The organism is Luteolibacter sp. (assembly GCF_039920825.1).
In the GTDB taxonomy this organism is placed as follows: Bacteria; Verrucomicrobiota; Verrucomicrobiia; order Verrucomicrobiales; family Akkermansiaceae; genus Luteolibacter.
In genome coordinates this window covers 41,621-57,635 of the sequence record NZ_JBDSCX010000077.1, presented here as the reverse complement: position 1 = coordinate 57,635, position 16,015 = coordinate 41,621, and the positions used below count along the sequence as shown (strand labels likewise).

Here is a 16,015-nt window from a genome sequence, read left to right as displayed (position 1 = left end):
GAAAGCGTGTTCCGTTTTCACGGAAGGTCAAGCGGAGCGGCCCATCCGGCTGCCGATGCGGGCATAGAGCTCGATTTGCCGGGCTGAGTTTTCCACCAAGTCGGCTTCCAAACGGACTTTTCCCGGTTCGAAAAGGGTGAGCGTGGAGGATCCGCCAAAGGCGAAATAGCCTTTTTCCGCGCCTTTCGCGACGGTCCGGCCGGGCGTGAAGGTTTGCCGTATGGTGCCCACGCACGTCGCACCGATTTCCATGCAGATCACCGTGCCGAAGCGTTTGGTTTCCAGCTTGGTGATCGTGCGCTTGTTAGTCCAAAGGTAGGCGAGGCGTTGCCGCAGGGCGATCGGGTTGACGGAAAAAAGTGGCCCTTCGATCGTATGCGTTTCACCGGGGATGCCGGCGGCGGGGAAATGAAATCGATGGTAATCCACCGGGCAAAGTCGCGAGAGAACCAGCGATCCATCCGCATATTTCGCCGCGAGTTTCTCATCGCCCAGCAGCGACGGCAGGTCGAATTTCTGCCCCTTTACGAAAACTCCTTCGATGTCAGAGGCCCGCTCGAATCCCAAATGCCGCCCGTCCGCAGGGAAGACCACGCTCGCGTCACCGGCATCCACCGGCCGCGCTTCGGGTTTCAATTTCCTGTAGAAAAACTCGTTGAAACTCCGGTAACTCTCCGGCGCTTCTCCGAAATCCTCAGGATCGAGCCCATATTTTTCGATGAAAGGCATCACCCGCGCCGCCGACTCGGGAGTGCTCATGCGCCGACCGTACCATTTCGAGAAAAACGGCCGCTTCACAAATGCCTCCAGCGAGATTTTTCCCAGCGGATTCCCATAGGACCAGCGCAGAAATCCTTCGCCGTAAACCTGCTCGGTCTCCATCGCTCCCGAATGGCGGTTGAAATAGCGGATTGGTTCCACGGCGCGCTTGTAGCGGCGATGTCGGGGGTCCGCAAGAGTTGATGGATCGCATGTTTGTTGGCATCGGGCTCAGATCCAGACCGTGATAAAATTGGGCCTTGCCAATCTGTTGGGGAATGCGCCTGATTATTTCGTCCATCTTGGTGGACGAGGATTTCGTAGTCCGAACACAGAGCGGTTAGCAATGACCGCCCACATTGCTGCCAAACCGACCCAAGGGCCGGGGAGGCAGCGGCGCATGTCCAGGCTGCTTCTTCGGAAGGGGCTAAAGGCCGTTGCGGTCGTCTCTGTGCGACTCTACGAACTCCCCGTCCACCAGGAAGGACTCGACCATACCTTCCCCATGAAACCAATCCCTCTAGTCCTTCTGGCCTTGATGGCCAGCTTCTCGCCCGTCCGCTCCGAGGACGAAAACTCCGCGATTCCTGGCGTTCCCACCGCCAGCATCCTCGGTGATCTACAGGATGGCACGCCGCCAGCTCCTGAAGCACCAAAGCCCGGATTCATCGTCCCGGCTGAAGACGTTCTTGATACCAGAACCATCGAGCAAGGCGGTCGCACCATCACCGTGCAAAAAATCAACCCCATCGAGGTGCCGGAGCCGACGGTGTCCGCGCCTGCGGTGACCGAGAGCACCCCGGAGGTCAAAGCCCGCATGGCGGCAATCCGGGCGCAGCATCCCAGAGACCTGTTGATCCGCCTCGGAGCAACAGTTTACCTATCAAACGCCTCCCCGCCGCGCACCCTCGCCAGCTATTGGCCGGACGGTGCTGCCCAGCCCGTCAAATTCTGGTCCTCCGCCGATTTCGCACTGCTTTCCGGCTTATCCTCCTTCTCCGGTTCCGACGGCCAAACCTGCATGCTGATGATGATGTGGGACTCGGTGGACATCGACCGGATGACGGGACTGCTGGCTCAACAAGGACGCACCTACGCCGCACCGGAAATCCCCGCGTTTCCCACCGGCAACGCCACTTTCCAAATCACCGCCGGTCAGCCCGATGCCAAGTCACTCGCCGCCATCCAGTCACTTCACGATTTATATAACAACGAACACGAGCGGCTTCTAGCAGCCTTCCAAGGCCGCGAACAGGCCCGTCTCCAACAGGAAGCCGAACTGAAAGCCCACCCTCCGCAACCCAAGGACATCGTTCTCAACTACTGGCTCACCGAAACACCCGCTCCCGCCGCAAAAGGAGGCGATCAATGAGTCCCTCTCTCCGCTCTAGCATGAGTAAATTTCCCCAGACCGTTGGAGCAGCGTCCCGTTCCCTGCTTCTCTTTCTGGTCTCTGGTTTCCTGATTTTGTCCGCTCCGAAATCCCACGCCATCATCGACGCCAACACCAACGGACTCAGCGATGTTTGGGAAATGGATTACAACGGCCAGCTATTTGCTAACACATTCGATCCCCAGGCCGATCCGGACGGCGACGGCTGGACCAACGCCACCGAAGCCGCCGCTGGCACCGATCCCCTCGATGCCAATCCGCCCGGTGGATTCATCCGCCCCGAACTCGATCACCACTCCGCCGTTTACATCACCGGCGAAAACGGCCCCGAAATCCTCACCCCGGAAATCTACACCCTCAGATGGCCCTCCCTCATCGGAAAACAATACACCCTCCTGTTTTCCGCCAGCCTCGCACCGGGAAGTTGGCTCCCCATCGGCCCGCCCGTCACCGCCACCGGGCCTGAAGCACTCGCGGGAATCGCGATCGCCCAGCCGGACGGCAGCATCCCCGCCGCCATCTTCTGGAAAGTGGCCGTCAGCGATATCGACGCCGACAATGACGGGCTGACAGGATTCGAGGAGGCCAGACTCGGCACCGACGATTATAATTCCGACAGTGACGGAGATTCCGTCCCCGATGCCTTGGATGCGGATACCTATGGCAGTTCCCCCCAGCTTGCCCCATCCGGCGCGACCGGAGGCGGCACGGGAAGCGGTACACCCACCACGCCACCCGAGCCGCTCTACATGAATTTCTCCAGCAAATATTATTCGGAATACTCCGCAACCGTATATCCTGAAGACCCCGGCGGCACTGATGAAACCATCTACTACGGCTACACCTACCGGGGATCGTCAACCGTTAATGAAGTTGTCACCGCCGATTTGCAAATATACTCCACAAATCTCAACACATCGGCACTTTCGATTCTAACGGGACGTGACGGTATCCCATATCCTCCATTTCCAGTGTCCGTCAGCGGGGATCGGGTGGGATCCGCCTACGGATCCGCTGAGCATGGCTGGGGGCCGGATGCATTTTACAACTACTCCGAAATTCAAATAGACAATACCAAAGCTGCTAGTGGTGAAGCCGCTTCCACGCGGTTTCGCGTGGAACGGCTCCAGGCCGCCACGACCCCCCGCACCGCGACCTATTTGAAATTACATCAAAACCACTGGTGGGACTCTCCGACCGCCATCGAGTCCGTCAAACTCACGATCCCGCCGAACCAGCTTGTCTCCAACGAGGAGGAAATCAAAACGGATGATAATGAAACCCGGTTGCGTCTCGCCCGCTTCACCATCAGCGACAACCTTCCCGCCACCGGAGTTGATGATGTCTCAAACACGGTGGAGAATTTGCCCGGCTCCGGCTATCAGGACATGCCATGGATCATGGCCCCTTGCGGAGGAGACATCAAAATAGGAACGGCGATCTTCCCGATGACCAACGATGTTTGTATCTACATCGGCAATGACATCCCGGCCTTCATGCAAATGACCTGCGCGAACGCGAACGGGATTTACTTGGATGCTCAGCGCCACCCTGCCGCGACACCACCCCCGATCACCGGTCAAACTGTCCTCCAGACCTCTTGGAAGGGGACCGGAACGGAAACCAGCGAGGAAACCCCTGTCTTCAAATTCGGCACCGGCGCGACCATGCTCTCCACGGAACTCCCCGTGCGGGTGAAGGTGATGAAGAAGCGAACCATCAATGCTAGTGTCTGGTTGGTCCCGCTCTTGAAATCTGATGGGACCATCATACAACCAGTAGTAAAGCCTACAAAGACCGAGCTGGAGGAATATCTGAGCGGTGTTTTCACTCGGCAAGTCAATGCCAATTTCAACTGCACGGTCGTCGAAACGGACCCTATCGATTTTGACAAGGCGGACGGCACGGCCTTCGGCGCTCCCGCCGAAGCCATCTCACTTGGAAATGGTAGTTTGGATACCGATAGAAATGGAAACTCTGAGGCCAAAACGATAACTAACTTGCATTATAATTCCAGTGCGAACATCAATATATACATCATCGGAGGAGTCATCGGGGTGCGTTCTAGAAATTGGAACCAGGAAAAGAATAAATTTATTGGCGATGTTGTTGCTAGCGGACTTACAATTCTCGGAGATAGAATCTGCTTGATTCCCTCATTCTCTATGATTAGTGATGATCCATTGGATCTAAAAGACACAATTGCTCATGAGATCGGCCACATCATTCTGGGAGCCGGACATCCTGATGAATATAAAAAGCCATACACTTATTCTGACGGATCAGTTTCAACGGCAGGTGGCGGGGTCGCCCCATTGCAAGGGGCAGACCCTGTGAGCCGCCTGATGTGCTCTGGTTATAAGCGCCGTAGAGACGGCACTTCCCGACTTCTTGTGAAAGGCGAGTGGGATAAGGCTGATAAGTGGTTGGATGAAAACATCAAAGATCCACAATAATGATTTTACTCAAAAAATTAATCAACCTGTTTGTAGGTCTGCTATTGATTCAAGGATCTAGCATGGCTGCATTACCAGAAGTGCCAGATGACGCGAATGCGGCAAAGGTTTGGAAATTACGACGAGATGAATCTATTAGTGAATTGCTTGGCAAGCCGGAAAATGAGAAAATTCCAGGTCTCGGAGAAATGCTCAGGCAGCTAGAATCTCTTCATTATCGGGAATGCTTGGAGCGGGATCAGGTTGTTTTATCACTCCGTACAGCACTCCTCGCCATACCCGGCCACGCAAAGTATTTCGCCGAAGAGATCGCACGGGAACAGAAAGAGGTGGAACCTTATCTAACGAATACTGGCCCTCGAGTCTCGTACGATTTCAACCGGACCATGTATTTCAAAACATTGAGCTATCTGCCCAGTCCTGAGACCATTGCCGTGCTCGGGCAGTTTTTATCTGATGATAAGGACACTCCCGTTCCCTTGGAATCTCCGGGAAGTGACTGGGGAGAGAACCCTAGGGCCAACTCCTACGGATCAACGGTTACGATCATGGACATCGGATTGAGAAATCCACCCGTCGCCGTCACTCGTCGTGATGAGAATCCAGATACACTGCTGGCCGAGACACGCGCCTGGTGGGACGAAATTAAATCCGGCAGACTCCCTTTCTCCTTCATCGGTCAGCTTCTGGAATACCGCTTCAAGCCGGATGGGACTTGGGAAAGCACGCCTCTGCCACCGTCGGTGCTGGAGCAAGATCCCAAACCTGTCGTCTCACCGGCTTCGCGGGTGGCGCAACCTGCAGCTATGAACACTGCGCCAATCCTAACGACAACGAAACCGCGATGGCCGTGGATTCTGGGTGGCGTCACGGCAATGCTGGTGGGAATAATTTGGTTACGTCTCAGGCTTTCAGCATCGAAATGACGTGAGTCCAATACCTAACAAAAGGCCCGCTGACAATCACCCGCCAGGTATCTCTCATGGGCACGAATTGCCTCAACCGGTTGATTTACTCGGATCTCACCGACAAGACAACGCAAGCTCGACCACAGTCTCCTGGTCAAAGCTGAATGGAACGGGGCGGAAAAGTGGTTTAGCAACGAAGAACAGGAAGGCAGGATGAAAAAATTACTATCGGTAATTTTTCTGTTTTCTAATAGCGGATACAGCTATGAAAAAGAAAAATATGATCTGCTGGTGTGTCATGTTCTTGTGCGGTTCGGTTGCAATATCGCGGGGGGAGGATCAGTGGGATCGCGACCAACTGGCTAAGTTGGCAAGCATGCCAGCCAGCGCGACAGCAGAAGATCTAGCCTACTTATGTGATATCTCCGGAGCTCAGGTAAACGATGATGATAGAAAAGTGGTGGCCCTTGTCAGGGAACGGATTTTAGCTACCCCCGATTTCCCCGAGAAACTGAAAGGGTATCTGGGTGAAGAGCGGGCTAAATGGAAGGCAGGCGGGTGGTTTGGCGATTACGATACACGGCGTTCAAGTCTTCTGGATGGTATCGGACGGATTCCAGATCCAAGAGTGGTGAAGATGCTGGGTGAATTGCTTCCAGATATGGAGTGGAGCGCTGATCTGGCCGGATACTATGCAAGTAAAGCAGATTGGACGCTTATCGCGCCCAACGGATTGTTGGCAGCTGAGTCTCTTGCAAAATTGCTCAAGGATTCTCCTGCTGACAAGACCCCCAATTTTCTTGATAAAGACATCCTTGTTTGGCGCGCTTGGTACGATGAAGTAAAGTCAGGAAAGCGCAGCTTCTCCTTCATCGGCCAGAACGTCGAGTATCGTTTCAGGCCGGACGGCACGGTGGAAAACACACCACCTTCGCCTGTGGGGCAACCCAGCGCATCAGTTGCCGCTCCAACCCATACAGTGGCGAAACCGCTCTGGCTCTGGATCCTCGGGGGGGGATGGCGTTGCTGGCGGGAGTAATTTGGCTGCGTCTCAGGCTTTCCGCATCGAAATGAGTAGAGTCCCATACGCCACACAAGGCGTGGAATTCTTCTGTCCGGCGTAGTTGCCGCAGCAACGGCTTGGTATTTCCGCAAGCACCGGCAGGCCTGATGAACGGGCGAAGAGAGAAGGCGATGATTTTCCCCTTGCGGGCTTCTAATTTTCCGATAGGTCTAACGTGCTTTCAAGCCCATGTGGGGCTTGTCTAGCAAACCAACCGCCCGCGATGCCCCTTTTGTGCGGAGCGGCCGGGAACAACCATTAGAAAATCATCCCTATGGCACTACCCATCATCAATCTCGCCGACCTGGACATCCCGTCGGCGGACCTCACCCAGATCGAAGCGGCGCTGCTGGTTCTGGAAACGAAACTCAAGCCCCACTTCGTCCCTCTAACCGCCCAACAGCGGTCGAACTTCACGAAAATGGGTACCCGCGAACAGCTTGTGCGCCAGGCGGTCACCGCAGCCCAACAGAACTCGGGCGACCTGCCGACTTCCATCGGCACCGCCGCCGCCGTGGCGGATGTGGTGGCGCTGGACAAATACCGCCCGCTGTTCGCGCGGGTGCAAGCCCTCGCGGAGGGCTGCGATGATACGGAGATGGCCATTGGCATCGACCTGATGAACTTTTCCCTGCGCGTCTATGGACAGCTCAAGCTGAGTGCCTCGGATTCGCTCAAGGGCCTGCTGGAATCGCTGGGGAGTTTCTTTGGCGGTGGCCGCCGCGCTGCCACGCCTGCTTCAACTCCATAATTCATTCAAAATCAGCACTTTTTGCCAGATGTTTTACGCAAAGTGGCGTGATTGCCCTGCAAAAAGTGGGATCAACGGCCCGGAAAGCTCCGTGAGTGCGCCAAATTGGCGCGCTGACGGAGCTTTTTACTGCATGGGCAGGGTAATTCACCGGGGTAGCCGGACGATTCTCTGAAGCGGGGAAGCCGTTTACTGAATTGGTAGGGCAACTCGGTGCATCGGCGGAGCGATGCGCAGGAATCCCAGGCCGTAAACATGCTCGGTTTCGAAGGCTCCCGTGTGGCGGTTGAAATAGCGTATCTGTTCCACGGCAGGCTTGTAGGGGCGATGCCGGGAGTCCTCAAGGTCAGCCACGTTGGATTTTGCCGACCATTCAGTTACCCGGAGCTGCCCGTTTCCACTTGCGCGGGACATGGGGCGGGCTTATCGCCGCCTGCATGAAAAACCGCGCCGCCTGTTTGCTTGCCAGCGTTTTGGTCTTCTCCGGCTGCGAGGAGAAAAAGGAAATCACGGTGACGGAGACCCGCAAGGAAACGACCCGCGACACCGCTCCCAAGCTTTTCGCCACCAGTGACGAGCGTTTCCGCGACGCCAAACCCAGCCCGGTCAAGGCCGACACGCCTGCGGGTTGGCTGGCTCTTCCTGCCTCCCAGATGCGTCTGCTGAACTACCGATTCGGCGAGAGCGGCATGGGCGAAGTCTGGGTCACCATCTCCCAAGGTTCCATTCTCGACAACGTCAACCGCTGGCTGAAGCAATTCGGTACCGCCCCCTTGGACCCAGCCGGGGTCGCCAAGCTCCCATCGGTGATCGTTGCCGGTTCTCAAGGTGTCTGGGTCAGCGCGGAAGGCGAATATGATACGAGTAGCATGGGCACAGGGAAAAAAACCGGATTTGCACTCGCGGGCGTGGTTGCGTCGGTTGGGGCCCAGATCCTCACCGTGAAAATGGTCGGTCCCAAAGAAGAGGTCCAAGCCGCAAAACCGGTCCTCGAGACCTTCGCCAAGAGTCTGCGCATGGCTGAATGATTGTCCGCTGAAATTTCGTATTGCGACCCGCTTATTTGATCATGGAAATCTCCGAAACTCCGCCCGCCAAGGCACCCAGATCCCTTCCGGGAAAAATCTTCGACGTGCTTTCCGGGTTTGGGCTCGCGACCGCCACCTTGCTGATTCTCGGTTTGTTGACGTGGTTCGCCACGCTTGAGCAGGTCAACAACGGCCTTTATCCCACACTGAACAAGTATTTCGCCACGGACTGGAGAAATATTTTCCTGCTGCCCGAACTCAACGGCAAGACGGTCTGGCTGCCTTTGCCCGGCGGTTATTGGACCTGCGCCGTGTTGCTGCTGAATCTCATCCTTGGCGGTATCATCCGAATCCGCAAAGGTTGGAAACATGTGGGCAATCTCATCGCCCACTTCGGCATCATTTTCATGCTCATCGGGGCTGGCGTGACCTATCATTTTTCCGAACGTGGGAATATGATGGTTTGGCCGGATGAGCAGAGCGATGCGGCGGAAGACTATTTCGAATACGTCGTCGAAGTCGCGGAAATCAAGGACGGCAAGCCGGAGAACATTCACGTCATCCGAGGCAAGGACATCGTAGATCTGGAAGGCGCGAAACTCCGCACGTTCCACTTGCCTGAAATGCCTTTCGATCTGGAACTGACCGGTTATCTGCCTAACGCGCTTCCCGTTTCCAGCGCCGAACGTGCTCCGGACCAGCAGCAATATGTAGCGGACGGCTATTTCCTGATGGCGAAACCGAACTTGGGGAAAGCGGAAGCCGCCGAACAATACATCGCCGGTTGCTACGCCCGCATTGTTGAGAAGAATGGCCCGAAGTCGTCACCCTTCATCCTCAGCGGCGCGAGTTATTATCCGTTTTCCTACCGCAACGGTGATCGGATCTTCACCGTGAATATGCGCAAGAGGCTATGGCCGATGCCCTTCACCGTGAGGCTCAACAAGTTCACGGCGGAGTTCCACCCGGGTACCATGCGGCCGAAGAAATTCGTCAGTGAGGTCACCCGTTTGGAAAACGGAGTTAAGGCCAACTTCACCATCCAAATGAACGAGCCGATGCGCTACGAGGGGTTGACGTTTTTCCAAGCCAGCTACGGCCCGCTAGATGCGATGCCGGGGCAAACGATGTATTCCGTATTTGAAGTCGTCAGGAATCCAGCCGACCAATGGCCGAAATACAGCCTCATCATTGTCGCCATCGGCATGGCGGTCACCTTCCTCATCAAACTGGCATTCTTCCTCGGTGCCGGACCACGCAAATTCCGCAATGTCTAACTCATCATCAAAAACAGGGCGTTGGGTCGCCGCCGGACTTGCGACACTTCTGCTCGCTGCGGTTTTTTACAACGTGGTCAAGGACAACACGCCAAAGGGAGAGGTGCGGCAGATCGAAGATTACACGCCATGGGAACCGGAAACGCTTAAGGTTGCCGAGACCATTCCCATTCAGAACGGTGGCCGGATCAAGCCGCTCTCCACCTATGCCGGGTTCACCATGCTGAGCCTGCACGGCGCCCGCTCGATGGAGATCACGGGCGCAGCGGACAAGAAAGTGACCATCACTCCGGCGGCTTGGCTGATGGATACGCTGTTCCGTCCCGAACTCGCCGTCAAACTGCCCACCTTCCGAATCGACAATTCCGCCGTGCTCGATGCCATCGGTGTCAAATCCAGTGGCAAGCGTGACCGCTACAGCTACGCGGACATCGAACCCGGCCGCGAGAAACTCGGTGAACTGGCGAAATCCTACGACGCCATTGAGAAGGCGAAACGCGATCCGGTGCAGGAGCAGACCATCGCCCTTGCCTACAACCTCCAGCAATATGAACGGTTGTTAGGTTATTTCGGCTTTGCCCGCTTCGGCGTGATTCTCCACGGCAGCGGCAAGAACGGTGCTCAGGATCAACGGGCGGACATCAGCGCCGTCATGGCGACCGCTCCGGCAATCCGCCAACAGGCCTCGCTCTCGAAATCCCAAGGGCAGCCGGTCGATGAACATATCGTGAGTCTGATGGAGCAGGTCGAGGACGCCACGAACTTCTCGAAGTTCGAACTCTTCATCCTGCCTCCGGCCAGTTCCAAGGCGGTCACTTGGCTGAGCGCCGGCGACTCGATTTACAAAGTGATCGCCGATCCCCAGATGGATCCCCAGCTTGCCATTTCCGATATCAAATCACTGGAAACCACCGCCCGCTCCATCGGTGAAAGCCAAGCTGCTTTCCGCGAGCAACTGGTCATCCTCCGCGATGCGCTCGCCAACCGCGCCGAAGCCCGCGGTGAATACAAGCACATCCAAATGGAAGCTGATTTCTATCGACTGAATTTCTTCCTCAATGCCCTGGTGTTTTTTATCCTCGGCACCCTCACCGCTTTGGCCATGTGGACTGTCGGTAAGGGAACCGCCGGCAAAATCCTCTCGTGGATCACGTTGGGTTCCACTGCGGCAGGCCTGGCGCTATGCGTCGTCGCCATCGTGCAGCGGTGCATCATCATGCAGCGTCCGCCTGTTGGGAATCTCTACGACACCATCATCTTCATTGCCTCCATCGTGGTCTTGATGGCGTTGGTCATCGAGTGGATGACCCGTCGTCGTTTCGCACTCGGCATCGCGCCGATCACGGGTACTCTCCTGATCATCCTTTCCCGCCGGTTTGAACTCGGCGATGCCAAGGACTACATGGATCCGCTGGTGGCCGTGCTGAATTCCAACTACTGGCTGACCACCCACGTGCTCACCATCACCCTCGGTTACGCCGCAGGACTGCTTAGTGCTTTCCTCGCCTTCATCTATCTGCTCATGCGCGGGCTGGGTCTCGACGATGGCGATCGCGACATCCGCCGCTCTCTCACCCGCGCGGTTTACGGAATGGTGTGTCTAACTCTTTTTCTCGCTCTCGTCGGCACCGTGCTCGGCGGCATCTGGGCCAACGATTCGTGGGGGCGTTTCTGGGGCTGGGACCCGAAGGAAAACGGCGCGCTCCTCATCGTGCTCTGGACCCTCTCCATCCTCCATGCCCGCCTTGGCGGCTACATTCGCGAGTGGGGCCTTCATTTCGCCGCTGTCTTCACCGGTGCCGTGGTGACTTTCTCGTGGTGGCACGTCAATTTCCTCAACACCGGCCTTCACAACTACGGCTTCACCGCCGGCAAGGACTCCATCAAGGTGTTTTACGCCATCATCGGACTCATCCTGATCTTCGGCGTGATCGTTAAAGCCATGGAGCAGAGTTCCAAAGACCGCACCGACTCGAAGCCGGTGGAGGCTGAGCCTGAGCCGACGATGTATTGAAACGCCCGGTCCCGCGCGCTCAGTGCGTGTCGCGGACCTTTTGTTTCACGAAAAGCGGAGTCCTCGCTAACAGCGATCCATCGACGATTGCGTCGATGTAGAAAATCCCAGGTTTCGGCAGCGGGAACGCACGGATGTGCCACAGGTGGGTGTGATGCGCGCTGCCGTCGATGTCGATAGTCACGTCGATACTCGAATCCGCCGGGGGAATCACGTCCTGGCCGTCCGGATCGATGATCCGCAGCTTGAGGTCGTGTTTGCCTGAGTCCTGATGGTCCATCCGCAGCTTGCAGATGACCACGCAGGCCGAATGTCTGGCTGGGAAACTGGGAGCCCCGAGATGGTCGAACGACCCCAGCATGTTGAGCATGCCTGCGGAAATGGTGGCTGCGTCCGCGATCGTGAAAATTTCGGTTTGCATGGAGTGGATTGCTTGAAGTTTTACGAAGTCTCGCCGTTCCCGGCAGTTTGGCCAAGGGAATCGCTTGAAATGCACGGTCCGATTTTCCAAGCTGCCGGAGTGCTTGATACCGGACTCCGCCCCATCGCCTTTTTCGCGCACGAGCGCGGCGATGCGCGGGTGATGAAACGGATCGCTGCCTTGCAGGATCAGGGGCGCAAGGTCATCGGCTTCACCTTCCACAGGGTGCGAGACAAGCCGGACACACCGCCGAGCTGGGAGAACATTCACCTCGGCACCACCTACAACCGCCGCTATTTCCAGCGGCTCCGGGCGTTCGTGAAATGCATCGGCGTGCTGTGGACGAACCGCGATCGTCTCGGAAACTGCGGCGTCATCTATGTGGTGAACACCGACAACGCCGTGCTCGCGCTGCTGGGCCGCTTCTTCTCCGGTCGCTCGATCCCGCTCGTGCTGGAGCTGGCGGATATCCAACCGGCGATGACCGGAAGCGGAATCGTTTCGAAAATCCTTCGCACCATCGAGCGGGCGGTATTGCAACGAACCGCCTTGCTGGTCACCACCTCTCCCGGATTCGTCCGCGAGTATTTCGAGCCGATGCAAGGTTACGCTGGTGGAATCTTTCTGCTGGAGAATAAGGTCTATCCGAGCCGCCGCCTGCCGCCGGTAGTTTCCGAAAATCACCGCGCAGTCTCCCATGGCCGACCGTGGGTGATCGGTTGTTTCGGAGCCCTGCGCTGCCGCCGCAGTCTGGAAATCATGCATGCGCTGGCGTTTCAGTTAGGAGAGCGCGTTCGGATTATTCTGCGCGGTTATCCGGCAGGAACCATTGCCGATGACTTCGACAAGTTGTTGGGCGACCTGCCGAATTTCGAATTCGGCGGTTCGTATTTCTATCCGGATGAACTCGCGGAAATGTATGCCGACATCGATTTCAACTGGGCCTTCGACATGAGCGATCCGAACGGCAACTCCGCCTGGCTGCTGCCTAACCGAATCTATGAAGGCGGCTGCTTCGGCGTTCCCGACATCGGTGCGACGGATACCGAAACCGGACGCTGGATCGAAGAACACGCTCTTGGTTGGACCTTCGCAGAGCCGCTGGCGGAGAACCTCGCGAAGTTTTTCGAATCCCTCGATCCGGCGGATTGGGAAACCGTGAAACACCGCTGCGCCGCCCATCCCCGTGAGGAATTCACCGGGGAATCCGACTACGCCAGGCTGGCTGCTTTGCTAGGCGAGCTGGAACGCGGATGAGAGCCATTATAGGGGGCGGGGACGTCTCGTCCCCTATCTCACACTGCCGCCAGTAACTCCGTCAGAATCCGATCCAGCCGCGCCAGAGAATGATCCTCCCGATAGTCCTCGAAATGCGGTGAAGGCGGTTGTTCGTTGGGACCTTTTCCCGCGGTCAGAAGTTGGACTGCGGTGAGGGCTTGCTCCGCATCACCTTCGTGAATCGTCAGCCCCATCCCGTATTTCTCGACGCGCTGGCCGATGCATTCACCGGTTGAGGCGATGCAGGGGATTTCGAACAATGCTGCTTTGCTGAGGGTGCCGCTGCTGCCTTGGAATCCCTCGTAGGCGGCCCAGGCGATGTCGAAAGTTAGAAAAAGCGAGTTGTAGTCGGCTTCCCCCGGAATCCGTCCGGCGGAGGGATCGAAATGGAGGTTGTCGATTTCTCCGGAGGCGATTCCCCGGCTGAGGGCTCCGAGCATTTCCTGTTCGCTCTCGGTGAATTGAGCCAGGCTGATAGTTCCCGCGCAGACGAAGTAATAGGGGAGATTCTGTTTTCGCGCGAGTTCGGCGGTCCTTAAGAGTGTTAGAAAACCCTTGCGGCGTTCGAGACCGATCATGCCGACGATTTTCCTGCCTCTCGCCTTCCTCTGGATTTCCAATGCGAGTGGGAAGGGTTTGGCGGGTAGCCCGCCCTGGGTGACATCGGGATAAGGGATGATGATGCGTCCCGTGTATCGTTCCATCGCCGGGATGAAGCGCTCGTCCAATACGCCGATGCCACGACAGAGATCGCTCCGGAGGATTGCGTCGCCCTTGGCAAGAAGACGCAAGGCTTTGGCCGGTGATTTGGATTCGCCGTGATGGTGGTTTCTGAGGTAAAGCCCGCTCCATGGCCGGTTGAGCAGGAATTTGGGGATGGCGGGGAACGGTAGGAATCGCAAGTAGCTGTCGAGATAAGGGAAATAGACGAGGTCGGATTTCATCCCGCTGTTAGCCTCGGCCTCGGCGAGGACATCGGCCGCCCGCTTCCAGCGGGAAAAAGTGCGGGCGGGATCGCCCTCGAAGCGGCCGTTGAAAAAACTGCGTCCGCCGGAGGGAAGTTTTTGCAAATGCACGCGCTGTTCGAGGGTTGCCGCCATGTCGGGATCGACGGCTTCGAGCAAGTCGCGCATGGCGGCTTCCGGTTCGGGGCAAAGGCCGATGACTTTGGCTCCTGTCCGCAGGAACGAAGCCGTGAACTGGCTGAAATACATCGGATGATGCCCGATCCAAAGGGGATCGATGAGTGCGACGGTCTTTCCACTGGCGGGCATCATGATTCAATTGGCGGGAAGCTGCCGGGAGTTGGTGTGGATCCAAGACGAACGAACCATGAATGCCTGCGGCAGCCCGACCATCATTCCGAAAATGATCCCGACAAGCCGTTCTTGAAATGGATTGGCCGTGAGTGACTCACTGAGGAGGCAACAGGTGGCGACGAACGGCAGAAATGCCAGCCACTGGTCCGGCCCCGGGTGGGTGGCGTTTGCCCGAGCGGCCACCAGACCGAATGTGGCGGTGCTGACGAAGAGAGTGACATAAGCTGCCAGGGCGATCACGCCTCCTGATAGGAGTCCGTAGGTCCAGATCGAGTGACCGGCGAACCAGATGTCATCGAACTCCACCTGGTCCTTCGGGAAGACCATCCAGATTTCCGACATGTAGGCGGGGTCCCAATAATACGAGGTGCCCACTCCGCGTCCGTGGATGAAATGCACTGGATCCTCCATCAGGATTTTCCACATGGCATCTGCCTCGGCCTTGCGGGTGAGGTAGGAAATGTCCGAGCCGAGGTTCAGGGTCCCGGCATTGTGAAACAGGCGCTCGTTCCAGCGCTCGATCATGAGCGGTTGAACCACCGCGATGATCCCCAAGGCCAGGACGACGAGGACGACGGCCGAAGTGAGTGGCAACACGCGTTTCGCCAGGCCCGACCAGCGGAAAATCCCCCAGCGGATGCCGAGCAGGTAGCAAAGAGTGCAAGCCAGTCCGGAGGCCATGACGGGAAATATCAACGAACGGGTCACGGTGATGAAGATGCCGATGAAAAGCACGAGGCAGGCCATCGGCAGCGTCCAATGAAGTCTTTTTCTCAACAGGATCGAGCAGCCGATCCACGCGGCGAGCCAGTTGGTTGCCGGGCTCTGGACTTCGATCCGGACGGTTTCCAAAGTGGATTCCTTGAACAGAAATCCCTGAACGATCCGCCAGAGGATGTTGATGCACGCGGCGGCGAGGATCGGGGTGACGATTTTCGACGGCCGGATCCCCATGCAACCGGCGATGTGGGCGTTCATGATCCCGAACAGGCAGAAGACGAGCGGCAGGATGACCCGGATCGAACGGCCGGGCGGCACACCCTGCAGCAGGGAATTGCACAGCATGAAGGCGATGAACAATCCCCAGAAGGTGACGAGCCACGCGCCCGGACGGACAATTAGATATTTCCAGCCGATGGCGAGGATGGCCACTGACGAGCCGATGCACGAGCTGAGGAAAAGCAATTGGTCGATGCCCGCGCCGCCCGCACCCTCGCGCGCCACCGAGTTTCGATAATCCAGCGCGAAGGACATCATGAAAATCCAGATCAGCCGTTCCACCCAGATGGCATTCCTCGCCGTGGGAATGTGGATGTGGTCCGGTGGATCTGCGCTGAAGAACACGGGT

General features: G+C 57.2%; 14 protein-coding genes. 9 read left to right on the top strand and 5 right to left on the bottom strand.

The window, feature by feature from the left end; genetic code table 11:
* Positions 1-27: 27 nt before the first annotated feature.
* Positions 28-921 (bottom strand): phosphatidylserine decarboxylase, encoded by an 894-nt coding sequence (locus ABIQ96_RS21695; RefSeq protein ID WP_348216736.1) that lies wholly within the window; start codon positions 919-921, stop codon positions 28-30.
* Between the two features lie 343 nt (positions 922-1,264).
* Here ABIQ96_RS21695 and ABIQ96_RS21690 point away from each other — a divergent pair, with 343 nt between their 5' ends.
* From ABIQ96_RS21690 to ABIQ96_RS21670, 5 genes are all read left to right on the top strand, one after another.
* Positions 1,265-2,131 (top strand): hypothetical protein, encoded by an 867-nt coding sequence (locus ABIQ96_RS21690; protein ID WP_348216735.1) that lies wholly within the window; start codon positions 1,265-1,267, stop codon positions 2,129-2,131.
* Between the two features lie 20 nt (positions 2,132-2,151).
* Positions 2,152-4,608: a hypothetical protein gene (locus ABIQ96_RS21685; RefSeq protein ID WP_348216734.1), complete on the top strand. Its 2,457-nt coding sequence runs from the start codon at positions 2,152-2,154 to the stop codon at positions 4,606-4,608.
* On the top strand, positions 4,608-5,534 hold the full coding sequence (locus ABIQ96_RS21680) for a hypothetical protein (protein ID WP_348216733.1): 927 nt from the start codon (positions 4,608-4,610) through the stop codon (positions 5,532-5,534). The genes ABIQ96_RS21685 and ABIQ96_RS21680 overlap by 1 nt, the downstream gene beginning before the upstream one ends.
* Positions 5,535-5,781: 247 nt before the next feature.
* A complete protein-coding gene (locus tag ABIQ96_RS21675) occupies positions 5,782-6,555 on the top strand; it encodes a hypothetical protein (protein WP_348216732.1) in 774 nt (257 codons plus the stop codon).
* A 298-nt stretch (positions 6,556-6,853) separates the two neighbouring features.
* On the top strand, positions 6,854-7,330 hold the full coding sequence (locus tag ABIQ96_RS21670) for a hypothetical protein (RefSeq protein ID WP_348216731.1): 477 nt from the start codon (positions 6,854-6,856) through the stop codon (positions 7,328-7,330).
* A gap of 189 nt (positions 7,331-7,519) precedes the next feature.
* Here the strand turns inward: ABIQ96_RS21670 and ABIQ96_RS21665 are convergent, their stop codons facing one another.
* Positions 7,520-7,744, bottom strand: coding sequence for a hypothetical protein (locus tag ABIQ96_RS21665; protein ID WP_348216730.1), 225 nt, complete (start codon positions 7,742-7,744; stop codon positions 7,520-7,522).
* Positions 7,745-7,767: 23 nt separating this feature from the next.
* On the opposite strand from ABIQ96_RS21665, the gene ABIQ96_RS21660 reads away from it, so the two are divergent.
* From ABIQ96_RS21660 to ccsA, 3 genes are read left to right on the top strand one after another with little or no spacing between them, the layout of a single operon-like run.
* On the top strand, positions 7,768-8,358 hold the full coding sequence (locus ABIQ96_RS21660) for a hypothetical protein (protein WP_348216729.1): 591 nt from the start codon (positions 7,768-7,770) through the stop codon (positions 8,356-8,358).
* Between the two features lie 41 nt (positions 8,359-8,399).
* A complete protein-coding gene (locus tag ABIQ96_RS21655) occupies positions 8,400-9,635 on the top strand; it encodes a cytochrome c biogenesis protein ResB (RefSeq protein ID WP_348216728.1) in 1,236 nt (411 codons plus the stop codon).
* Positions 9,628-11,649: a cytochrome c biogenesis protein CcsA gene (ccsA, locus tag ABIQ96_RS21650; protein ID WP_348216727.1), complete on the top strand. Its 2,022-nt coding sequence runs from the start codon at positions 9,628-9,630 to the stop codon at positions 11,647-11,649. Before ABIQ96_RS21655 ends, ccsA begins: the two co-directional genes overlap by 8 nt.
* Positions 11,650-11,668: 19 nt before the next feature.
* On the opposite strand, the gene ABIQ96_RS21645 is transcribed toward ccsA, so the two are convergent.
* A complete protein-coding gene (locus ABIQ96_RS21645) occupies positions 11,669-12,070 on the bottom strand; it encodes a hypothetical protein (protein ID WP_348216726.1) in 402 nt (133 codons plus the stop codon).
* 69 nt (positions 12,071-12,139) lie between these two features.
* Between ABIQ96_RS21645 and ABIQ96_RS21640 the strand changes: the two genes are divergently transcribed.
* Complete coding sequence (locus ABIQ96_RS21640; RefSeq protein WP_348216725.1) at positions 12,140-13,327, top strand: glucosyl transferase; 1,188 nt, start codon at positions 12,140-12,142, stop codon at positions 13,325-13,327.
* Positions 13,328-13,365: 38 nt separating this feature from the next.
* Here the strand turns inward: ABIQ96_RS21640 and ABIQ96_RS21635 are convergent, their stop codons facing one another.
* Together ABIQ96_RS21635 and ABIQ96_RS21630 are read right to left on the bottom strand one after the other, a co-directional pair.
* Positions 13,366-14,625 (bottom strand): hypothetical protein, encoded by a 1,260-nt coding sequence (locus tag ABIQ96_RS21635; protein ID WP_348216724.1) that lies wholly within the window; start codon positions 14,623-14,625, stop codon positions 13,366-13,368.
* 3 nt (positions 14,626-14,628) lie between these two features.
* On the bottom strand, positions 14,629-16,011 hold the full coding sequence (locus ABIQ96_RS21630; protein ID WP_348216723.1) for a hypothetical protein: 1,383 nt from the start codon (positions 16,009-16,011) through the stop codon (positions 14,629-14,631).
* Positions 16,012-16,015: the final 4 nt, after the last annotated feature.